Origin of the sequence: Methylobacterium fujisawaense (assembly GCF_014138435.1) — a bacterium.
GTDB lineage: Bacteria > Pseudomonadota > Alphaproteobacteria > Rhizobiales > Beijerinckiaceae > Methylobacterium > Methylobacterium fujisawaense.
On sequence record NZ_JACJIM010000002.1, the window covers coordinates 382,331 to 404,071 of the forward strand.

The 21,741-nt window shown below is 68.6% G+C and carries 19 protein-coding genes; 5 read left to right on the forward strand and 14 right to left on the reverse strand.

From position 1 onward, the window contains the following. Positions 1-13: 13 nt before the first annotated feature. The 3 genes from GGQ91_RS06725 to GGQ91_RS06735 form a co-directional block, all read right to left on the reverse strand. Positions 14-1,234, reverse strand: coding sequence for a CaiB/BaiF CoA transferase family protein (locus GGQ91_RS06725; protein WP_043356163.1), 1,221 nt, complete (start codon positions 1,232-1,234; stop codon positions 14-16). Between the two features lie 6 nt (positions 1,235-1,240). Further along, positions 1,241-2,533, reverse strand: coding sequence for an MFS transporter (locus GGQ91_RS06730; RefSeq protein WP_043380055.1), 1,293 nt, complete (start codon positions 2,531-2,533; stop codon positions 1,241-1,243). Positions 2,534-2,748: 215 nt separating this feature from the next. Next, the gene (locus GGQ91_RS06735) at positions 2,749-3,999 is read right to left on the reverse strand and encodes a nitrate/nitrite transporter (RefSeq protein ID WP_043380057.1); all 1,251 of its coding nucleotides are present in this window, start codon (positions 3,997-3,999) and stop codon (positions 2,749-2,751) included. Positions 4,000-4,500: 501 nt separating this feature from the next. Here GGQ91_RS06735 and GGQ91_RS06740 point away from each other — a divergent pair. After that, positions 4,501-5,436, forward strand: a complete 936-nt coding sequence (locus tag GGQ91_RS06740) for a L,D-transpeptidase (RefSeq protein WP_043758118.1) — start codon at positions 4,501-4,503, stop codon at positions 5,434-5,436. A gap of 61 nt (positions 5,437-5,497) precedes the next feature. On the opposite strand, the gene glpX is transcribed toward GGQ91_RS06740, so the two are convergent. From glpX to GGQ91_RS06755, 3 genes are all read right to left on the reverse strand, one after another. Beyond that, the gene (gene glpX / locus GGQ91_RS06745) at positions 5,498-6,481 is read right to left on the reverse strand and encodes a class II fructose-bisphosphatase (RefSeq protein WP_043345791.1); all 984 of its coding nucleotides are present in this window, start codon (positions 6,479-6,481) and stop codon (positions 5,498-5,500) included. Between the two features lie 145 nt (positions 6,482-6,626). Then, positions 6,627-7,943 (reverse strand): homoserine dehydrogenase, encoded by a 1,317-nt coding sequence (locus tag GGQ91_RS06750; RefSeq protein WP_182591637.1) that lies wholly within the window; start codon positions 7,941-7,943, stop codon positions 6,627-6,629. Between the two features lie 109 nt (positions 7,944-8,052). Further along, positions 8,053-8,739: a ceramidase domain-containing protein gene (locus GGQ91_RS06755; protein WP_075380448.1), complete on the reverse strand. Its 687-nt coding sequence runs from the start codon at positions 8,737-8,739 to the stop codon at positions 8,053-8,055. Between the two features lie 95 nt (positions 8,740-8,834). Between GGQ91_RS06755 and xth the strand changes: the two genes are divergently transcribed. Together xth and GGQ91_RS06765 are read left to right on the forward strand one after the other, a co-directional pair. Next, on the forward strand, positions 8,835-9,629 hold the full coding sequence (xth, locus tag GGQ91_RS06760; protein ID WP_182591638.1) for an exodeoxyribonuclease III: 795 nt from the start codon (positions 8,835-8,837) through the stop codon (positions 9,627-9,629). 71 nt (positions 9,630-9,700) lie between these two features. Then, a complete protein-coding gene (locus tag GGQ91_RS06765; protein WP_043380068.1) occupies positions 9,701-10,324 on the forward strand; it encodes a glutathione S-transferase family protein in 624 nt (207 codons plus the stop codon). A 27-nt stretch (positions 10,325-10,351) separates the two neighbouring features. Here GGQ91_RS06765 and GGQ91_RS06770 read toward each other — a convergent pair whose 3' ends face one another. The 6 genes from GGQ91_RS06770 to GGQ91_RS06795 all read right to left on the reverse strand — a co-directional run bounded on the left by GGQ91_RS06770 (position 10,352) and on the right by GGQ91_RS06795 (position 17,481). Then, positions 10,352-11,254, reverse strand: a complete 903-nt coding sequence (locus tag GGQ91_RS06770) for a tetratricopeptide repeat protein (RefSeq protein WP_043345803.1) — start codon at positions 11,252-11,254, stop codon at positions 10,352-10,354. After that, on the reverse strand, positions 11,241-12,971 hold the full coding sequence (gene ilvD, locus GGQ91_RS06775) for a dihydroxy-acid dehydratase (protein WP_043380071.1): 1,731 nt from the start codon (positions 12,969-12,971) through the stop codon (positions 11,241-11,243). The genes GGQ91_RS06770 and ilvD overlap by 14 nt, the downstream gene beginning before the upstream one ends. Positions 12,972-13,648: 677 nt before the next feature. Next, complete coding sequence (locus GGQ91_RS06780; protein WP_182591639.1) at positions 13,649-14,509, reverse strand: transglutaminase-like domain-containing protein; 861 nt, start codon at positions 14,507-14,509, stop codon at positions 13,649-13,651. A gap of 70 nt (positions 14,510-14,579) precedes the next feature. After that, positions 14,580-15,173: a LutC/YkgG family protein gene (locus tag GGQ91_RS06785; RefSeq protein ID WP_043380072.1), complete on the reverse strand. Its 594-nt coding sequence runs from the start codon at positions 15,171-15,173 to the stop codon at positions 14,580-14,582. Further along, positions 15,170-16,741: a lactate utilization protein B gene (locus tag GGQ91_RS06790; protein WP_043380074.1), complete on the reverse strand. Its 1,572-nt coding sequence runs from the start codon at positions 16,739-16,741 to the stop codon at positions 15,170-15,172. Before GGQ91_RS06790 ends, GGQ91_RS06785 begins: the two co-directional genes overlap by 4 nt. Continuing rightward, positions 16,738-17,481: a (Fe-S)-binding protein gene (locus tag GGQ91_RS06795; RefSeq protein WP_043380077.1), complete on the reverse strand. Its 744-nt coding sequence runs from the start codon at positions 17,479-17,481 to the stop codon at positions 16,738-16,740. Before GGQ91_RS06795 ends, GGQ91_RS06790 begins: the two co-directional genes overlap by 4 nt. 354 nt (positions 17,482-17,835) lie before the next feature. Here GGQ91_RS06795 and GGQ91_RS06800 point away from each other — a divergent pair, with 354 nt between their 5' ends. Both GGQ91_RS06800 and GGQ91_RS06805 read left to right on the forward strand, forming a co-directional pair. Next, positions 17,836-18,228, forward strand: a complete 393-nt coding sequence (locus tag GGQ91_RS06800) for a DUF2267 domain-containing protein (protein ID WP_043345824.1) — start codon at positions 17,836-17,838, stop codon at positions 18,226-18,228. A gap of 173 nt (positions 18,229-18,401) precedes the next feature. Next, entirely contained in the window at positions 18,402-18,620 is a 219-nt protein-coding gene (locus GGQ91_RS06805; RefSeq protein WP_043345819.1) for a hypothetical protein, read from the forward strand. Between the two features lie 21 nt (positions 18,621-18,641). On the opposite strand, the gene GGQ91_RS06810 is transcribed toward GGQ91_RS06805, so the two are convergent. Continuing rightward, positions 18,642-19,580, reverse strand: a complete 939-nt coding sequence (locus GGQ91_RS06810; RefSeq protein ID WP_043380078.1) for a hypothetical protein — start codon at positions 19,578-19,580, stop codon at positions 18,642-18,644. Between the two features lie 84 nt (positions 19,581-19,664). Next, positions 19,665-21,734: a M3 family metallopeptidase gene (locus tag GGQ91_RS06815; protein ID WP_182591640.1), complete on the reverse strand. Its 2,070-nt coding sequence runs from the start codon at positions 21,732-21,734 to the stop codon at positions 19,665-19,667. Positions 21,735-21,741: the final 7 nt, after the last annotated feature.

Here is a 21,741-nt window from a genome sequence, read left to right on the forward strand (position 1 = left end):
CCGGGTGGCGGGGTCAGGCCGCGGTCTCGCGGACCACGCCGCGCGCGATCAGCGCGTCGATCTCGGCCGAGGCGTATCCGGCCTCCGCCAGGATCGCCCGGGAATGCTCGCCAAGCAACGGGGCCGGCCCATGCACGCGCCCCGGGGTCTCCGAGAACTTGACCGGCAGGCCGAGGGTCTTCATGCGGCCGACCCGCGGGTGTTCGACCTCCACCACCATCTCGCGGGCGAGGGCCTGCGGATCCCGGTGCATGGCGTTGACGTCGAGCACCGGCCCGGCCGGGACGCCGCCGGCTTCGAGCCGGGCGAGCCATTCGGCCGAGCTGTGGGCCCGGAAGATCGGCGCGAGGGTACCGGCGAGGTCCTGCCGGTTGATCATCCGGTCGCGGTTGACGGCGAAGCGCGGATCATCGGCGAGGGCCTCGGCGCCGATCGCCTTCAGCAGGCGCAGCCAGTTGGTCTGGTTGGCCGCCCCGATCGTGATCCAGCCATCGGCGGTCTCGAAGGCCTCGTAGGGCGCGTTCAGCGGATGGGCCGAGCCCATCGGTCCCGGCGCGATCCCGGTCGCCATGGCGATGGCCGATTGCCAGTAGGTGTGGGTGATGCCGGCCTCGAACAGCGAGGTGTCGACAGCCTGGCCCTTTCCGGTCCGGAGCCGGTTCGAGTAGGCCGCCAGAACGCCCATGGCGGCCAGGATGCCGGCGGTGATGTCGGTCACCGGCGGTCCGCACTTCATCGGGGGCCGCCCCGGGCCCTCCCCCGTGATCGACATGAGCCCGCTCATGCCCTGCGCCACGAGGTCGAAGCCGGCCCGCTCCGCATAAGGACCGGTGCGGCCGAAGCCGGAGAGCGAGCAGTAGACGAGAGCCGGGAATTCCTCGCGTAGCGTCTCGTAGCCGATCCCGAGGCGCTCCATCGTGCCGCCGCGGTAGTTCTCGATCAGCGCGTCGGCCCCCTTGAGCAGGCGGCGCAGGACCGCGACACCGTCCGGGTCCTTCAGGTCGAGACTGATGCCGCGCTTGCCGCGGTTCATCATCATGTAGGCGGCGCTCTCGCCTTCCAGGGCCGGCGGAACGGTGCGACGCGTGTCGTCGCCGTCCATCTTCTCGACCTTGATCACCTCCGCGCCCATGTCGGCGAGCATCAGCCCGCAGACCGGACCGGCCATGATGTGGGCGAGTTCGATCACCCGCATCCCGGCGAGCGGACCGGACCGTTTCATCGCTTCCGCCATCGCGCGCTACTCCCCGGCCGCCACGGAGCCCACGCGACCATCGAGTGGCGGGGCGGGATCCACGAATTCCCGCTCGGGGTGCATCGTGAAGGCCAGCGCCGCACCGAGCAGGCACAGGCCGATCGAACCGACGAAGGGCAGCGTCCAGCTCCCCGTCATGTCGACGATCACGCCGAAGACGATCGGCGAGACGATCGCGGCCACGGCCGAGCCGGTATTCATCAACCCGCTGGCGGTGCCGGCATATTTCGGCGCGATATCCATCGGCACGGACCAGATCGGCCCGATGACCAGCTCGGCGAAGAAGAAACCCGAGGACAGGAGCAGCGCCACCAGGGTCAGATCCCGCGTCATGAAAACGCCGGCGAGGCTCGCAGCGGCGCCGAGGAACCCGACGACGATCACCGACAGGCGGGCGAGCTTCACCTTGCCAGTCCGGTGCAGGATGGCGTCGCTCATCATGCCGCCAACCGTGTCGCCCACCACGCCGGCGAAGAACACGCCCGAAGCGAACAGCGCCGAGTTCTTCAGGTCGAGGCTGTAGTTCTCCTTGAAAAAGCTCGGCAGCCAGCCGAGGAACAGCCACAGGGTCCAGCCGTAGCAGAAATACGTGATGGTGACCGGCAGCATGCGGCGGGTCAGAGCGCCCCACGGGACGCTCTGCTTCGCGCCGACCTTGCGGGGCGGCGGCAGCGTGTCGAGTTCGGCCCGGGTGATCGCCGGATGGTCGGAGGGATCGTCGCGGAAATACAGCCACCAGATCGCCACCCAGATAAAGCTCACGGCGCCGAGGATCACGAAGCTGGTCCGCCACCCGAAATGGAAGATCAGGAAGGCGACGATCGGCGGCGCCACCGCGTTGCCGAGGCGCGCGAAGGCGTGGGTGATGCCCTGGGCGAAGCCGCGGCGGCCGGGCGCGGTCCAGTTCTGCATCGCGCGGGTTGCGGTGGGGAAGGTCGCGCCTTCGCCGAAGCCGAGCAGGACCCGGGCCAGGAACAGGCTCACCAAGCCACCGACCATTCCGGTCAGGATCGTCGCGGCGGCCCAGATCACGCCGCAGGCGAGCAGCGTGCGTCGGGCGCCGAACTTGTCGCCGACCGACCCGCCGATCACTTGGAAGATCGCGTAGGGATACGCGAAGGCAGACAGAATCAGACCGAAATCGGTCTTCGACATCCCGAAATCGCGCATGATCTCTGCGCCGGCTGTCGCGATGTTCACCCGGTCCAGATAGGTGATGAAATACATCACGCAGAGCAGGCCGAGCACGCCGTTCGTGGCGCTGATGCGCTTCGACATCGACCGTTCCTCCCATCGGGGCGCCGCCGCTGGCGGTCGCCGGGCGCCTCGGCTGATGGACCGGACGCTCTTTCATAATGCATTATTCAAACGCGTCGCGCGGCAGAACGCAACCGCCGACTTGTATCCGGCGCGCGATCGATCCGGGCGCCCCAACGGAAAACGGGGGCCGCCCGGGCCCCCGTTCTGGGTGATCGCGATCGCGACGCGGGCTGTCAGGCCGTGACGGGCTGCAGCTGGTTCTGTTCGGCTTCGGTCGCTGTGCCCAGGGCCTTGCCGCGAGGCCCGACCCAGCTTCCGACCCACTTCCGCTGCCAGAGGGCGAGGCAGCCGAGCACGACCGCCGTGAAGGCGGCGTAGCCGATGAAGCCGATGGAGAACGACCCGGTATACTGCTTGGACAGGCCCATGACGTTCGGAAGGATGGCGCCTCCGAGGGCCCCGATCTCGCCGATCATCGAGCCGGCGACGGCGGTGTTGTTGGGCCACCGCAGGGGAACGAGCTGGAAGAGGGCGCCGTTGCCGGCCCCAAGCGCCGCGAAGCACAGCATGAACAGGATCGTGGTCAATGCCAGCGACGGGGTCGCCGTCAGGGACAGGAGCGTGGCGATCGCCGCGAGCAGCACCACCGACAGCACGGCGATCCCGCCCATCCGATCGGCGAAGTAGCCGCCGACGATCCGAATCCCCGAGCCCATGAAGGCCGCCAGCATGGTCAGGCGCCCGGCCTCGACCTTCGTCACGGCGAACTGCTCGTAGAAGAAGGTCGGCAGGAAGTTCGACAGGCCGATGAAGCCGCCGAAGGTGATGACGTAGATCAGCGAGAACGCCCAGCCGTCCTTGGTGAAGAGGCAGGAGACGTGTTCCTTGAACGACTGGTGCTCGCAATCCGGCGGCTCCTTGGCGAGCACGATCATGATCGCCAGCGGCAGGAGCATGACGATGCCGGCGAAGGCGTAGGTGGTCTGCCAGCCATAGGCCTGCGCCAGCGGCGGGGCGAACAGCACGGCCAGCACGGTGCCGGAATTGCCGGCGCCCGCGATACCCATCGCCAAGCCCTTGTGCTCCGGTGGGAACCATCCGGATCCGAGGGACAGTGCGACGCCGAAGGACGCGCCGGCGATGCCCAGCAGGACGCCCATGGCGAGCACGTCGTTGTAGGACGAGACGAAGAGATATCCGTAGGCCATCGCCAGCATGATCACGCTCATCTCGGTGATCGCGGCATTCTTGCGGCCGATATACTGGGCCAGAATTCCAAGCGGGAAGCGCATCAGCGCCCCGGCGAGGATCGGAAGGGAGATCATGAAGCCGGTCTGGGCCGGCGTGAGCTTGAAGGTCTCGGTGATGAACGGGCCCATGGCGCCGTTCAGGACCCAGATGGCGAAGCAGAAGTCGAAATAGAGGAATGCCGCGAACAGCGTCGGGGGGTGACCCGACTTCATCACCGTTTTGAAGCTGGCCATAGCTGGTGCTCGTCGAAAGGAGGCGAACCGCTGCGCGGTCGCTCATGCCGGGGATCCGGACTCACACCGTCCGCTGTTTGGAGCGCCGTTGCTCCGCCGCCGCAGCAGGCGCGGCTGATCGAGCAATGCAGCATGCGTGCCACGTCGGGTTTGATGCGCGACGCGCCGATCGCCCCAAACGGGCGGGCCCGGGATCGTGTCGGAATCGATCCAGCCGCTGCCGTTCATCGAGGCAGGCCTGCCGAGTAAACGGGCGGCCGGACGGCGCCATCACGGATCGGTGAGCGCCGCAGCTCGTAATGGTTGCTGCATGCGCGCAACACAGGGGCGGAGAAACGGTCCGGAAGACCCAGTAAATTGCCTTCGATCACGGTCGGCAACTTGGCGGCAAAGCGTGAGTTTTGCTAAGCCCCGGGACGAGCTCCGCCGCGACTTCGTGCAGGCCCGCTCGATTGCGCGCCGCGGCAAGTCCCGGTGTCGCCTCCCGAGGAATTTCGATCCATGTCCGCCTCGATCCGTCGCCTTCTCCTGGCCGGCTTCACAGTCCTCGCCTTTGCCTCGACCGTTCACGCCCAGGGCCGCGGCCCGGTCGGCGATGCCGGCATCGACGGGTTCGGCGATGACGGCCAGCTCTATCAGGATCAGAGCGGTGCGCTCTATGTGCGTCGCGGCGGCCGCTACCTGCCCTATACGGGCCGCACGGATTTCGTGCGCCCCGCCCCGGCGGTCCAGGCGCCCGTTGCTCCGCCAGCCGCCAGCTTCGACCCCGACGCGACCGTCCCGGCCCGTCCGGGCGGGGCACCGCCCGCCGAAGGTCTTTCGCCCCTGGAGGCCGCGAAGGCGAAGGCCATCCTGCGCGCGCCCGACAACGAGCCGATCGATTACGCCAAGATCTATGGCCCGATCACCGACGACGTGTTCCCGGTGCAGGCGTTCAACTACAAGAAAATGAACCCGGCCTTCTTGCGCCAGGAGATCGCCTATCACGGGCCCTACGAGCCGGGGACGATCATCGTCGACCCGCGGGCCCACCAACTGACCCTGGTGGAGGGCAACGGCCGGGCCCGCCGCTACGGCGTCGGTGTCGGCAAGCAAGGCTTCTCGTGGTCGGGCACCGCGACGGTCAATTCCAAGCAGGCCTGGCCGGATTGGTATCCGCCCAAGGAGATGATCGCCCGCAGCCCGAAGCTCGCGAGCGAGGTCGACAAGCTGCAGAGCGGCCTCGGCGTCTCGGGCGGCCTGCGCAATCCCCTCGGCGCCCGGGCCATGTACCTCTGGCAGGGCAACAAGGACACGCTGTTCCGCATCCACGGGACTCTGGAGCCTTTCTCCATCGGCAAGAGCGTGTCGTCGGGCTGCATCCGCATGATCAACCAGGACGCGATCGACCTGTTCAGCCGCGTCAATGTCGGCACCAAGGTGGTCGTGCTGAATTGATGCCCGGCTGAACCGCGATCAGCCGCGCCGCCGGTAGAACCGGCGGCAGCGGCCTGCGGCTTCAGGTCAAGCCGCGGCGGTGCTCGCCGAGGATTCGCCGGACCGTGCCGGCCTCGGAACGGTAGACCAGCGTCTCGGTCTGGATCCGGTCCGGTCGGAATCGGACGCCCCGCAGAAGCGCCCCGTCCGTGATGCCCGTGGCGGCCACGATGACGTCGCCGCTCGCGAGGTCGGTCAGATCGTATTTCCGGTCGAGATCCTCGATGCCCATCTCGGCGGCCCGGCGCCGCCGGTCGGGGGTGTCGAGGATCAGGCGTCCCTGCATCTGGCCGCCGATGCAGCGCATCGCCGCGGCGGCCAGGACGCCTTCGGGAGCCGCCCCGGTTCCGAGATAGATGTCGATGCCCGTCTCCTCGGGGCTCGCGGTGAAGATGATCCCCGCGATGTCGCCGTCCGAGATCAGGCGGACCGCCGCGCCGGCCGCCCGCACCTCGGCCACGAGGGCGGCGTGCCGGGGCCGGTCGAGGATCAGGGCCGTGATCTGCTTCGGCTCGACCCCCTTGGCCCGGGCCAGGGCAGCGATGTTGTCGGTGGGACTGGCGTCGAGATCGACGAGACCCGGCGGATAGCCCGGCCCGATGGCGATCTTCTGCATGTAGACGTCGGGGGCCGCGAGGAGCGAGCCGCGCTCGGCCATCGCCATGACCGCGATCGCCCCGGGCATGTCCTTGGCGCAGAGGGTCGTTCCCTCCAGCGGATCCACCGCGATGTCGACCTCCGGCCCCTCGCCGAGACCGAGCTGCTCCCCGATGAACAACATCGGCGCCTGGTCGCGCTCCCCCTCGCCGATCACCACGGTTCCGCGGATCGGCAGGCTGTTCAGCTCGTCGCGCATCGCGTCGACCGCCGCCTGGTCCGCCGCCTTCTCGTCGCCCTGACCGCGCAATCGCGCGGCGGCGATGGCGGCGCGCTCCGTGACCCGGGCGAGTTCGAGGGCGAGCGTGCGCGGGACGCCGCGCGATGCCGACTTGGGGGCCTCAGCCATGGTTTCCTGCCTTTGTCCGAGCCCGATCTTGAGGTCGGATCCCGGGTGGACGCCGTCGAATGACGGCCGCGAAGCCTATACCCCTGTTCGCGGGCGCCCACTATCCTGCATCAAGGCCTCGCGGATCACCGTCCGGCATGCACTGTTATTCGCGCTCGATCCGGATCACCTGCGGCGGCTCCGCCAGCAGGCCGTCGGCGCCGATCGCGTCGAGGGCGTCCCGGATGTTACCCTCGGTCGCCGCATAGGTGATCAGCACCAGCGGCACGGGCCGTCCGGAGCGGCCGTGCGGATCCGTCTCCGCGCCCTCGATGCGGCGTTGCAGGATGCTCTCCAGGGATATCTCCCGCTCGGCCATCCGCTGAGCGACACCCGCCGCGACGCCCGGGCGATCATGGACGGTGAGGCGGATGTAGTAGCCGCCCTCGTGCCGCTGCATCTCCACGCGCTCACTGGGGCGCATCGCGGCGGCCGGAATGCCGAAGGTCGGGCGGATCACGCCGCGCGCCACGTCGGCGATGTCGGCCACGACCGCGGAGGCCGTCGCCTCGCCGCCGGCACCGGGACCGATCAGCGTCAGCTCGCCCACCGCATCCGCGTCGATCGTCACGGCGTTGGTCACGCCCATGACCTGCGCGATGGCGGAGGATTTCGGCACCATCGTCGGGTGGACCCGCTGCTCGATGCCGGCCTCGGCCGCCTGCGCGACGCCGAGGAGCTTGATCCGGTAGCCGAGCTCGTCCGCCATGCGCAGGTCGAGAGGCTGCACCCGGGAGATGCCCTCCACCGACACGCCCTCGGCGTCGACCGCGGTCCCGAAGGCCAGGCTCGTCAGAATCGCGAGCTTGTGGGCCGTGTCGAAACCTTCGACGTCGAAGGTCGGATCGGCCTCGGCGTAGCCCAGGGCCTGCGCATCCTTCAGGCAGGCCTCGAAGGTCAGGCCCTCGCGCTCCATGCGGCTGAGGATGTAGTTGCAGGTGCCGTTGAGAATTCCGTAGACGCGGGAGATCGTGTTGCCCGGCAGGCCCTCGCGGAGGGTCTTGATCACCGGGATGCCGCCGGCCACCGCCGCCTCGAAGGCGAGGGCTACGCCCTTGTCCTCGGCGCGCGTGGCGAGGGCGGCACCGTGGCGGGCAAGCAGCGCCTTGTTGGCGGTCACCACCGGCTTGCCGGCATCCAGCGCCGCCTCGACCACCGCCTTGGCCGGTCCTTCGGCGCCGCCGATCAGCTCGACCACGCAGTCCACGGAACCGGACCGGGCGAGCGCCACCGGATCGTCGAACCATTCGATGCCGGCGAGGTCGAGGCCGCGGTCCCGGGTGCGGTCGCGCGAGGACACCGCCGTGACGCGGAGATCGAGGCCCGCGGCGTTGAAGGCGGCGCGGCGGCGCTCGACCATCCGGACCACGGACGCACCGACGGTCCCGAGTCCGGCGATCCCGAGGCGAAAGCTCACTGTCATGACCCCTTCCGTACCCGGGCGACCGTGATGGGCCGGGCGCCCGATGCGGCGCACTTCTGCAAGAATTCCGCACCGCCCGCAAGGAAACGGCCCCGGATCGCCGGACGGCTCACCCGGCGGACTCGCGGTGCCGCACCGCCGTCGCCACCAGGGCGTAGAGGATGACGGCGTTCAGCACGTGCCAGAGCGGATGGGTGCCGGTCGGCAGAAGCGTGCAGGCGGCCTGATCGGCGGTCCGCGCGGCGAGCGAGATCAGGAACAGGAGGCCGATCCCGGCGAGCCGCCGCCCGGTCCCGAGAAAGCGCTCCTCCGGCCGACGCGTGACCGCGCCCGCAATCCCGAACAGCGCCAGCAGAGCGGGCAGGTAGTCGACCGATCCGTTGGTGAGCCGCGCGACGTCGAGGCCGGTAAGCCCGTCGAGCACGGGCGTGAGGGCGAAGCCGAGGAGCGCGAAGCCCCCCGTCGCCGCAGCGACCCGGATCGGCGCCAGCCTCAGGAATCGCCGCAGGGCGAGCGCGAGATACGCGTAGATGAACAGGGCGATCGGGATCACGTCGGCCAGCATCGACCAGTAGACCGCCAGCGTGTGAAACAGGAACGAGCCGATGCCCACCACCGCGACCAGAGCGGATAGGGCGAGGCCGGCTCGGTCCGGCGGCTCGGCTGCGGAGGCGCGTCGTGCAGCAGCGGCAGCCGCCACGAGGAAAGCCGCGTTCGACAGGGCGTTGGCCGGCTCGGCCCAGAATTGCGGACCGCCGCGCTCGCAATAGGCTCTCACCGGCTCGAACCAGTCCATCCGCCGACCCTAGATCCCCGTCCTTGCGCCGGGATGGCCTTGTCAGCGCGACGCGAAGCGCGGATGACGGCCCGGCGGCGACCGGAAGCGAGGCGATGCGGATCACCACCTGGAACGTCAATTCGATCAAGCAGCGGCTCCCGCATCTTCTCGCCTTCCTCGAGGAGGCGCGGCCCGACGTGGTCTGCCTGCAAGAACTCAAGTGCCAGGACGAGGCCTTCCCGCGGGCCGACATCGAGGCGGCGGGCTACGCGGTCGAGACGCTGGGCCAGAAGGCCTATAACGGCGTGGCGCTCCTCGTCCGGGAACCGCTAACCCTCTCCGAGATCCGGCGCGGGCTTCCGGGCGATGCGTCGGACGAGCAGGCCCGCTACATCGAGGCGCTCATTTCCGGCGCGGAGACGCGCCCAGTCCGCGTGGCGTCGATCTATCTGCCGAACGGCAATCCGGTGGACAGCCCGAAATACGCCTACAAGCTCGCCTTCATGGAGCGGCTGCAGCTCCACGCCCGGGCACTCCTGCGGGACGAGATCGCGGTGGTGCTGGCGGGCGACTACAACGTCATCCCGGAACCTGCCGACGCGGCCGATCCGGAGGCTTGGCGCTCCGACGCGCTCTTTCTCGGGACGACCCGCGCGGCGTTCCGGGCGCTTCTCGCCGAGGGCTATACCGATGCGCTGCGCGCCTGCGACCCGCGCGATGGGCTCTACACCTTCTGGGATTACCAGGCCGGCTGCTGGCAGCGAAATGCCGGGATCCGCATCGATCACGTGCTGCTGTCGCCCCAGGCCGGCGACCGCCTGGTCTCGGCCTCGGTCCAGAAGCATCTGCGCGGGCTCGACAAGCCGTCGGATCATGTGCCGGTGACGGTGGAACTGACGGCCGGCTGAAAAGATAACCCATGTTGGCGGGCGCAGCGACCAGACCGGTCGCCGCCCGTCTTTCAGCTCAGGAGCCACGCTTGATCGTCTACGGTACCGGCTATTCGCCCTACGTCCGCAAGGTCCTAGTCTCGCTTGCCGAGAAGGGCATCGCCTACGAGCACAGGCCTGTGATGTTCCACGCGCCGGATGCCGACTTCCAGGCGGCCAGCCCGCTCGGGAAGATCCCAGCCATCGAGGACGACGGTTTCCGCCTTGCCGATTCCTCGGCGATCCTCTGGTATCTGGAGCGGAAGCACCCGACGCCGGCCCTCGTTCCGACCGAACCGAAGGCGCTCGGCCGCGCCGTCTGGTTCGACAAGTTCGGCGACACCGAACTGTTCGCGAAGCTGATCGTGCCTTTCGTCCAGCGGGTGCTGAAACCCAACATGATGAAGCAGCCGACCGACGAAGGTGCGGTCGCCCAGGCGCTCGACACGGACCTGCCGCCGCTGTTCGACTATCTGGAGCGCGAGATCTCGGGCCCGTATCTGGTCGGTGACGCGTTCAGCATCGCCGACATCTCCATCGCGACCAGCTTCTACAATCTGCACTTGGCGCAGGCGAAGGTCGATGCCGACCGCTGGCCCAAGCTTGCGGCCTATGTCGATGCCACGCTGGCGCGGCCGTCGTTCAAGGCTGCACTCGAGGCCAAGAAGGGCTGAACCGGCCGGGCGGTCCGGCGGCGGCGCTCAGCGCCGCCGCCGGATCGAGCCCACGGTTTGCAGTTGCGTCTGCGCCTCGGCGCGGTCGTCCTCGCTCGCGGCCGCCCAGTTCTTGTCGTAGAGCGCGACAATCCAGTCGTCCTTCCGCGCTTCTGCCCCTTCCCGCGCGAGGGAGAGCCACATCAGGCCCCTCACCCGCTGGATCGGGATCCCGCCGAGACCGTTGACCAGCATGTCCCCGAGCAGTGCCTGCGCCGGATGGTGGCCCTTCTCGGCCGCGAGGTTGAACCAGCGCGCCGCCTGCTTCGGATCGGCCTCGACGCCCGTCCCGTCGAGGTAGAGCCGGGCGAGATTGTACTGCGCGTTGGGATCTCCGTAGTACGACGCGGCGTAGTTGAACATGTCGTAAGCGCGTTCGGGATTCGGGCGCACGTAGGTGCCCTTGATCCCTTCCAGAAAATAGGTACCCAGAGCCGTGAAGGCGCTGCCCAGAACCGCCGAGTTCTGCGGGTCGGGGCCGTCATCGGTGCTGGCATCGGCGATCCGAGAGAAGAACTCGAACGCCTTCAAGTCGTCATGGGGCACGCCGTCGCCGTCGGCATACATCCGGCCGAGCTTCCACAGAGCCAGGGCGTGGCCCTGGCCGGCCGCGTATTCGAGGGCGCGGGCCGCGCCCTGCTTGTCGCCGGCATTGTACTCCCGCATGCCGGCCCGGAGCGCGTCCTTGGCCGAGCGATAGCTCTTGTCGGCGACCGGCACCTGAACGGGCGTGCGGACATTGGCGTCGAGCGCACGCGAGGTCTCGACCGGGAGCGCAAGCAAAGCGAGCGCCCAGGTCGCGACGGCGAGGCCGCGGGCGAACCGGAACCGACCGGGATCGGCCCCGACCGGCGCCCTGCGCCGGCTGAGGTCAGTCCTAGACGTCCGCATAGCTCTGCGTCTCCTTGGCACCTCCCGGATGGGTCACGGCGCCGTAAAGCGCCGGGCCGACGCCTTGCGCGTATTTCCAGAGGTAGCCGGAGGTCGCGGAGTTCGGACGCGGCGTCCAGGCCTTCCGCCGCTCGGCGAGTTCCTCGTCCGAGAGAGCGACGCTGAGCGTGCCCTGGATGGCATCGAGGGTGATGACGTCGCCGTCGCGGATCAGGCCGATCGGACCGCCCACGGCGGCTTCGGGTCCCACATGGCCGACGCAGAAGCCGCGTGTCGCGCCCGAGAAACGCCCGTCGGTGATCAGCGCCACCTTGTCGCCCATGCCCTGCCCGTAGAGCGCCGCGGTGGTCGACAGCATCTCGCGCATGCCGGGACCGCCCCGGGGCCCCTCGTAGCGGATGACGAGAACCTCACCCTCCTTGTAGCCGCGCGACTGCACGGCGGCGAAGCAGGCCTCCTCGCCGTCGAACACCCGGGCCGGGCCGGTGAAGACCTGCTTCTCGGCCGGGATGCCCGCGACCTTCACGATCGCGCCCTCGGGGGCGAGGTTGCCCTTGAGGCCCACGACGCCCCCGGTCGGGGTGATCGGCCGGTTGGCCGGGTAGACGACGTCCTGGTCCGGGTTCCAGGTCACCCGGTCCATGTTCTCGGCGATGGTGCGGCCGGTGACCGTCATGCAGTCGCCGTGCATGAAGCCGTGGTCGAGGAGCGTCTTCATCAGCAGCGGGATGCCGCCGACCTCGAACATGTCCTTCGCGACGTATCGGCCACCGGGCTTCAGGTCGGCGATGTAGGGCGTGCGGCGGAAGATCTCCGCCACGTCGAACAGCGTGAATTCGATGCCGCATTCATGCGCGATGGCCGGCAGGTGCAGGGCGGCGTTCGTGGAGCCGCCGGAGGCGGCCACCACGGTGGCGGCGTTCTCCAGCGCCTTGCGGGTGACGATGTCCCGCGGGCGGATCCGATTCGCGAGAAGCTCCATCACCTTCTCGCCGGCGGTGGCGCAGAACTTGTCGCGGATCTCGTAGGGGGCCGGGGCGCCGGCCGAGTAAGGCAGCGCGAGGCCGATCGCCTCGGAGACGGTTGCCATCGTGTTGGCGGTGAACTGCGCGCCGCAGGCGCCGGCCGACGGACAGGCGACCTGCTCCAGCTCGTCCAGATCCTCCAGGCTCATGTCGCCGACGGCGACCTTGCCGACAGCCTCGAACAGATCCTGGACGGTCACGGGCTTGCCGCGGAACGAGCCCGGCAGGATCGAGCCGCCGTAGATGAAGATCGAGGGGACGTTGAGGCGCACCATGGCCATCATCATCCCCGGCAGGGACTTGTCGCAGCCGGCAAGTCCCACCAGGGCATCGTAGGCATGGCCCCGCATGGTCAGCTCGACCGAATCGGCGATGACCTCGCGGGACGGCAGCGACGCGCGCATGCCGCCATGGCCCATGGCGATCCCGTCGGTCACCGTGATGGTGCAGAATTCGCGCGGCGTGCCGTTGGCGGCGGCGACGCCCTTCTTCACCGCCTGCGCTTGGCGCATCAGCGAGATGTTGCAGGGCGCGGCCTCGTTCCAGCAGGAGGCGACGCCGACCAGCGGCTGGTGGATCTGCTCGCGCGTCAGACCCATGGCATAGAGATAGGAGCGGTGCGGGGCGCGGTCGGGCCCCTCTGTGACGTGGCGGCTCGGCAGCTTCGACTTGTCGTTCAAACGCGTCACCATGACTTCAGACCAAGCCTTCGCACAGCCGATCCCGAGGGTGCGCTGAACCGCGGCGCGTCGCCGTTCGCGAAGCGCCGGGATATTCATCCGCGTGCTCGGGAAGTCCTCGTTTCCGATCGGTAAATCGTTGTCGAGATTGCCGTTTACCGCGGATCTTGAGGTGGGCCCGGACTATGGCGGGATCGCGGCGTTTACAGGCAGGTCTCGGGGCGGAGCCGGGATCGTTTTACGGTGTTGCGACCCCGCCACAGCCACGCTTGCAGCCATTTCGCTCGCCAGGACCAAAGAAAGGACAATCGCGACGGCACCGCCCGGTGATCCGCCTCGATCCGTCTAGTCTTCAGGATCAGCGCGGATCTCCGCAGAGGAATCCACCCGCGCCGCGGCAAAACCGGCCGGAGATCGTCGGCGCAGCATTATCGCCGTGCGCGGTCTGCGCCGGAAAGACCTGAGCGGATCGGGAAATAACCCGTGGGACCGGATCCGCGGCTCGCTCGGGCGCGGGCCCTGCAGGACCGCACTATAGCCCGCCCGGGACAGGGCGTATGTCCAGGCGCCCCCCCCCCGGTGGGCACGCTTTCCGATGCGGGAAGACGATCCCGTGACGGCGTCCGCGGGCGGCCGGCCGGACGGGATCACAGGATCACGGGATGGCCTGATCCCAGGCGGGTCGCGGCTCAGGCCGCCCCGCTCTGCGGCGCCGGGATCTCGGTGGAGATGGCGTCGACCGTGCGCGGCATCGGGCTGCCCTGCCCGTCTGCGCGCTGAATCCGCACCTGCTGGTTGACCGGCTGCATGTTGCCGAAGGGCGTCGAGAAGGCGATCTCGGCGGCATCGCGTCCGACGCCGATCCGCACCAGCCCGTCGAGGTCGGCTTGCCGTGTGGCGTCGAACAGCCACCAGCGGCCGTCGAGATAGGCTTCGAACACGGCGTGGAAGTCGCTCGGAACGAGCCCGTGGGCGTAGCAGCTCACGAACCGGGCCGGGATGCCGAGAGCCCGGCAGAAGGCGGCGCCGAGATGCGCGAAATCGCGGCATACGCCGGCGCGCTTGAGCAGCGACTCATGCGCGGTGGTCTCGCCGTCGCTGGAGCCCGGCTGATAGGCGATGTGGTCGTGGATCCAGTTGCAGATCTGGTTCACGCGGGCATAGCCCTTGGGCAGCGCGCCGAATTCGGCCAGAGCGAACGGCGTCAGCCGGTCCGAGGACACGAACCGGCTCGGCAGCAGGAAGGGCAGGATGTCGAGGGGCAATTGCCCGATCGGCGTCTCGTTGATCGTCGCGGGATCGGCCCGATGCACCGTGAGATCGACCTCGGCATTGTACTCCAGCGCGAACTGGCCGGTCGGCACGTTGACCGCGAGATAGCGGTTCTCGTGGTCGGGCGTGGTGTAGAGGTCGCGCTTGAGGTTCGGCGTCAGGACCAAGCTCTCGGTCAGGATCTCGACGCTCTTCAGCTTCGCCACCTCCAGATTGAAGATGAAGGTGGTGTCCGACAGGATATTGTAGGACAGGCTGCAACCGAGGATGTAGCGCATCGGATCTCCTTGCCGGATGACGGCCTATCCGCCGCCCAAGCAAGGGGCGCGCCCGATCGTGGGTTCCGGATCAGGCGCGCCGCGGCAGCATCAGCACCGTGAGCGAGCGCACGCCCTGCGCGCCGTGGATCAGCACGCCCTCGATGTCGGCGGTCGCCGACGGTCCGGTGTGCAGAACCGCGTAGGCCGAGCGGCCGAATTCCGGCCGGCGATAGGCGGCCTGCACGTTGGGCACGATATCGGCGGGATCGAGCAGAACGACGAGGTGCTGCGCGAGATAGGCGACCGCGTTGACGATCAGCTGATCCTCCGTGAACAGCACCGATCCCGTCTCGGCGATGCCGAACACAGCGCGCACCACCGCCACGTCCACGTCCTCGACCTCCTGCGGGGCGCGGACGCTCCGAAGGTCCCGGTTGCCGGTCAGTTCCGGTACCGCGGAGGCAATCACCTTGGCCGCATCGAGTCGCTCGCGGACCCCCGCGAAGACATCACTGGCGCCGGGCTCCGCCACCCGGCCGCCCATCCGCTTCAGCCGCTCGCCGAACTCGGCCACATGGTCGTCGCCGACGAGGGGCGTGAACAGCGGCACCTCCGGCAGCGGGAAATCGCCGGCTGGCCGGTTCCTGCGGATGCCGTCCAGGATCGCGTCGCGGGCGCTCATCGACGCGTGTCCTTCATGCGGTTCTGCTTGTACCAGGCGTGGAAGGTCTGGCGCGGTGCGTCGGGCATCTCGCGCTTCTTCCCCCAGGTGTTGAGCGGATTGTAGACGGCGAAACGCGGCAGGACCTTCAGGGCGGAGTCCGCCGCGCCGATCGCGGCCCGGTAGGCGGCCGGGCGCGACAGGACCGCGCCGGCGGCCTTCATCATGCCCTGCTTGAGCGCCGGGATCTGGTGCTCCTCGACCAGCACCTTGCGCCACGCGAAGATCTGCTCGTGGATGTTGATCTTCACCGGGCAGACGTTGGTGCACGAGCCGTTCATCGTCGAGGAGAACGGCAGCGTCGAGTATTTGCGCTTGTTGAAGGTCGGATCGATGATCAGCCCGATCGGCCCCGAATAGGTCGCCCCGTAGGAGAGGCCGCCCGAGCGCCGGTAGACCGGGCAGGTGTTCATGCAGGCGCCGCAGCGGATGCATTTCAGGGAGGTCCAGAACTCCTCCATGCCGAGGCGCTCGGAGCGGCCGTTGTCGACCAGCACCATGTGCATCTCGGTGCCCGCCCGCGGTGCGCGGAAATGCGAGGTGTACTGGGTGATCGGCGAGCCGAGCGCCGAGCGCGACAGCAGGCGGATGAAGACGCCGAGATGCTCGACCTTCGGGATGATCTTCTCGATGCCGATGGAGTGGATCTGCAGCGGCGGCACGTTGCCGGAGAGGTCGGCATTGCCCTCGTTGGTGCAGGTGACGACCGAGCCGGTCTCCGCGATCGCGAAGTTGCAGCCGGTCATGCCGGCATCGGCCTTCAGGATATAGGGGCGGGTCGTCTCCCGCTGGCTCTCGGCGAGATAGTGGGCGTCGTCGTTGTCCGGGTCCGTCCCGAGCGTCTTGGCGAAGACCTCGGCCACGTCCATCCGGGTCTTGTGGACCGCCGGCGCGACGACGTGGCTCGGCTCCTCGTTGTCGAGCTGCTGGATCCGCTCGCCGAGGTCGGTCTCGATCACCTCGATCCCGTTCGCCGCCATGTGGTGGCGGAAGCCGCACTCCTCGGTGAGCATCGACTTCGACTTCACCAGCGTCTTGGCGCCGTGGCTCCGCAGGATCTCCAGGACGATCCGGTTGTGGTCGGCCCCGTCCTTGGCCCAGTGGACATGGACGCCGTTGGCTTTCGCGGCTGCCTCGAACTGCTCGAGATAGCGGTCGAGATGGCTCAGCGTGTGCGTCTTGATCTGCGAGGCGAGCTCGCGGAGCTCCTCCCATTCGGGAATGCCGTGGGCCGAGACGTCGCGCTTCTTGCGCAGGTCCCACAGCCGCTCGTCGTGGGCGGCCTGGTGCAGCGGCGCGGCGAGGAAGCGCTCGGCGGCCTCGGACTGATTGATCGGACGGTCACCCCGGATCTTCGCGCCGCGGGGCTGCGGCTCACGGACCTGGGGCGCGCGGATCGGCTTCGAGGCCGCCTCGGCGTGCTGGAGGCGCCGTCCGTCCTGCGCGCGTTCACTCTCGTCGTGGCTGGCGCGCACCTCCGGGTGGATGACGCCGTCGCGCTCGCGGGGATTCAGATCCTCGGCGCTCATGCGGTGGCTCCGTTCAGCACCTGGGCGATGTGGATGTACTTGAGGGGCAGGCCCAGGCGCTCGGCGCAGCCCTTCTGATGCATGAGACAGGAGGAATCCGCCGAGACGACATATTGGGCGCCGGCGCGGTTCTGGTCGGCCACCTTGTCGTAGCCCATCTTGGCCGAGACGGCGGGCTCGAACACCGAAAAGGTCCCGCCGAAGCCGCAGCACTCGTCCGGCCGGGCGAGATCGACGAGCTCGACACCCTTGACGAGGCGCAGCAGGTCGAGGGGCTTCGAATAGTAGGGCTTCACCAACTCGGATGGTCGCGCGTGATGGATGCCGCGCAAGGCGTTGCAGTTGGTGTGATAGGCGACCTTGTGGGGGAAGTTCGTCCAGGGCAGGTCCTCGACCTTCAGCACGTCGTGCAGGAATTCCACCAGCTCGTAGGTGCTGGCACGGACGTGGCGCACCGCGTCGGTCTGGGGGATCGCGGTGAGATGCTCGCGGACTTGGTGGACGCAGGATCCCGACGGCGCGACGACATAGTCGAAGCCGGAAAAGTTCTTCACGAACAGCGCTTCGGTGGCGGCGGCTTCGGCGTGGCAACCGGTATTGGCCATCGGCTGACCACAGCACGTCTGGTCGTAAGGGTATTCCACCGTGCAGCCGAGCCGCTCCAGCAGCTCGAGGGTGGCGATCCCCACCTCGGGCTCGAAGGCGTCGACGTAGCACGGCACGAACAGGCCGACCCGCATGGTGCGACAACTCCCTGAAGATCGGCCGCGCGGCGATCTGGAACGGTTCAAGATTGGTGGTGGGTCTACCGGATGTCGCTGATCTTGGCGAGATCGGACACTGCGTCACCGGGCCCGATGTAACGCAGCGCGCCGTTGATGCGGGGTCCGCCGCCCCTCCGTCTTCCAGGCCGTGGATCCGCGGTCAGGGGACGTCGTTCCCGGGGCTTGGCGGTCGGCGTCCTCGATCCGGTCGAGGGGTGACGCTCCTCCGTGCGCAGCCGGAGAGTTTCCCGAGGATGCTGGGCCGCGCGCTTGATTTCCGACGCCTCAGAGTCGAATGACGTCTGGAAGCGTTCCGAAGAGATCATCACCATGGAAGAACTGCTCGCCCGCGTCACCACCCGCACCGGGCTCGACGCCGCGACCGCTCAGACCGCCATCGGGCACATCCTGGCCTTCCTGCAGAAGGAAGGGCCGGCGACCGAGGTCGGTCAACTCCTGGCTGCCCTGCCGGGCTCCGAGTCCCTGATCGCCGAGTCGAATGCCGGCGAGAGCGGCGGCGGCGGTCTGATGGGCATGCTCGGCGGCATGATGGGCGGCGGCGGCGTCATGGCTTTGGGTCAGAAGCTGATGGCCGCCGGTGTCCCGATGGGTCAGATGCAGCCCCTCGGCCAGGAGCTGTTCGCTTTCGGTCGCGAGAAGGTGGGCGAGGACGCGATGGGCCCGATCATCGGCTCGATCCCCGGCTTGAACCAATTCGTCTGACGCCCATCGATGTGCGCGGTCGCACTGCATTCGGGTGCCGCCTGGACGAAGGTAAAAAAGTGGTTTCGAGGCGAAAGCTTGACGGAACCTGTCCACGCGATCCCCGTTATTAGGGATGCGGGCTGGATCGACGCCTTTGGCAGTGTCCAGTTCCGCTCTCAAGCAGGCCGGCCATGCCCGTCTTCGAAGCCAAAAACCTGGACAGCGAGTTTGAAGGGCAGACCCTGCTCGCTGCCATCCTGCATCCGACCCGCGCGGCGCAGACCCGCGCTCTGAGGCACGGGCGCCAACGGGCGGAGCGCGCGGCGGCCTTGGCCGATCCGATGACGATCGAGCCGCGTTTCCCGATTGCGCCCGGCGAACTGGCCCCGACCGGCTGTCCCAGCCGCTGAGGTTGTTCGGATTCGGTCAGCCTACCAGGGCTGCGACGTGACGAGACCCTGGCGCGTCACGACCACCCATTCCCGTCCATGTCGCTCGACGCCTTCCACGCGACCGACGCCCGGAAGGATGTCGCCGGGCGAGACCTCGACCAGGCGGCGACGGCGATTCTCCAAAACCGCCGTGCCCTCGTAGACGTCCCGCAGAGCCCAACCTTCGATCACCGGGGGCCTGTCGAAGGCCGCCGGTTTCGGCTTGGTCTCGCCAATCTTGGCCTCGCCAGTCTTAGCCTCGCCTGCCTTGGCCTCGCCTGCCTTGGCGTCCGCCACCTTGACCTCGGGCTTCCCCTCGCTGGCGCGGGCGGGCTCGCCGATGCTTCCCGTCTGGGTCGGCTCTGCCTTCGCGGCGACCGGTGTCGCGGCTGTCCGGCGCTCCAGCTGCGCGGCAAGGCCGGTGAGCCGGGCGGTGTGCTCGCGCTCGACCTGCTCGAGGCGCTCGCCGAGAGCCGCGACCTTGGCATTGAGACTCTTGTCGACCTGCGCCAGACGCTCGCCGAGGGCGCTGCTGCGGGTCGCGGCCTCCTTCCGCGCGGCGTCCGTTGAGGCGCGAAGGTCGGCGAGGACGGTGTGGAGCTGCGCGATGTCGCCGGCCAGCCGAACGGTTTCGGTCCGACCGGCATCGAGCGTGGTTTCGAGAGCCGCAATCGCATCGGGCCGCACGGCTGCCGGGCGGGAGAGCACCATCACGCTCCCGCCCAGAATTGCGCCGACGGCCAAAGCCGCGCCCGGGAATGCGAGCCGCTTATGATCGAGGCGCGACAGGAACGGACGAGCGAAGCCCTTGCCCGCGGCAGGCTCCACGGACGCGGTCGCCGCCGGGGCAACTTCCGCCTTTCCGGTCACCACAGCTTTGAGCAGATCCGCCGGCGAGATGCCCTCGGAAACGGCCTGCTTGGCTTGGATCTTCGTCATCGCCCCGAACTCCGCACGCGGCCTCGCGCTGCAAGCGTTCGTTAAGGACGTTTGTTTACGAAACCCTTACCGTGGGCGCGCGGCTCAGGCCGCCAGCCCGCGCTTCTTCAACAGCGGCTCGATGCTGGGCATCCGCCCGCGGAAGGCCGTGTAGGCCTCGCGCGGATCGCGCAGGTTGCCGGCACCGTACACGAAGGTCCGCAGCCGCTTGGCCGTCTCCGGATCGAAGATGTCGCCCGCTTCGCGGAACGCGTCGAACGCGTCCGCATCGAGCACCTCCGACCAGAGATAGCTGTAGTACCCGGCCGCGTAGCCATCCCCCGAGAAGATGTGGGCGAAGTGCGGTGTCCGGTGCCGCATGCTGATCTCGGCTGGCATGCTGATCCGCCGCAACGCTTCGGACTCGAAGACGGGGACGTCGAGCCCGGCCTCGCCCTCCGCCGAGAGGTGCAGCGTCATGTCGACGATGGCCGAGGCGGTGTACTCCACCGTGGCGAAACCCTGGTTGAAGGTCCGTGCCGCCAGCAGCTTCTGCAGCAGGGCGTCGGGCATGGGCTCGCCGGTCCGATGATGCCGCGCGTGGGCGCGTAGGACCTCCGGCTGCTCCAGCCAATGTTCGTAGAGCTGCGAGGGCAGTTCGACGAAGTCCCGCGACACGGCCGTCCCGGACAGGAGCGGGTAGGTCACGTCCGATAGCAGACCATGCAGGGCGTGGCCGAATTCGTGGAACAGGGTGCGTGCGTCGTCGAAGGACAGCAGCGTGCTCTCGCCGTCCGGCGCCTTGGCGAAATTCATCACGTTGACGATGATCGGCGTGATCGGGCCGTTCAGGCGCTCCTGCGAGCGGAATGCGCTCATCCAGGCGCCGGACCGCTTCGAGGCCCGGGCGAAATAATCGCCGAGGAAGAGGCCCACCTCGGACCCGTCGGGATTGCCGAACCGCCAGACCCGGACATCGGGATGATACCGGGGGACGTCGGAGAGTTCAGTGAAGGTCAGGCCGAACAGCCGGGAGGCCGTGTCGAACGCCGCCTCGATCATCCGCTCCAACGGCAGGTAGGCCTTGATCTCACTTTCGTCGAGGTCGTGCTCGGCGCGACGCACCTTCTCGGCGTAGTGCCGCCAATCGTGCGCCTGGAGCGCGAAGTTGTGGCCTTCGGCCTGGATCGTCGCCTGGAGGCGGTCCCGCTCTTCGGCCGCCCGCGCCCGGGCGGGCGTCCAGACGTCGCGCAAAAGCCCGGTCGCCGCTTCGGGACTCGCCGCCATCGTGTCGTCGAGGGCGAAATGGGCGAAGCTCGCGAACCCGAGAAGCCGCGCCCGCTCCGCGCGCAACCGGATGATCTCGGCGAGGATCGCACGGTTGTCGGTCTCGCCGCCGTTCTCGCCGCGCCGGGTCCAGGCCGCATAGGCGCGCTCGCGCAGGTCGCGCCGGGTCGAGAAGACCAGGAAAGGCTCGATCAGCGAGCGCGACAGAGTGATGACGTGCCCGTCGAGGCCGCGCTCCTTGGCGGCGCTCTCGGCGGCGGCCCGCAGGAACGGCGGCAGGCCGGCCAGATCCTCCTCGCCCCGAAGCGGCAGGATGAAGCTGCTCTCGTCGGCCAGAAGATTCTGGCTGAACCGCGTGCCGAGTTCCGACAGGCGTGCCGCGATCTCCGCCATGCGGGCCTTGTCCTGGGGCCCGAGATCGGCCCCCGACCGACGGAAGCGGATCCGGTATCGGTCGAGGACCCGGCGCTCCTCCGGCTCCAGGCCCTCGGGCGCGATCGCCGAGATCCGGGCCCAGAGCTCGGGATTCAGGTAGATGGCGCTTCCATGCCGGGCGAGCTTGGGGCCGATCTCGCGCTCGATGGCCTGAAGCTCCGGGTTCGTATGGCTGCCGGTCAGATTGTAGAAGACGCCGGCGACGCGCTCGAGGGCGAGGCCGGCCCGCTCCATGGCCTCCACGGTGTTGCCGAAGGTGGCCGGAGCGTCCTGGCTCGCGATCACGCGGATCTCGGAAGCGTGGGCCTCTAGCGCCGCTGCGAAGGCCGGCCCGTAGTGCTCCGGTCGGATCCGCTCGAACGGCGGAAGGCCGTGCGGGGTGCTCCAATGCGCCTCGCGGAAGGGATTGTCCTGCGGCAGGCTCGGGAGCCCGGCATCAGCTGCGTCCGACATGCGGTCC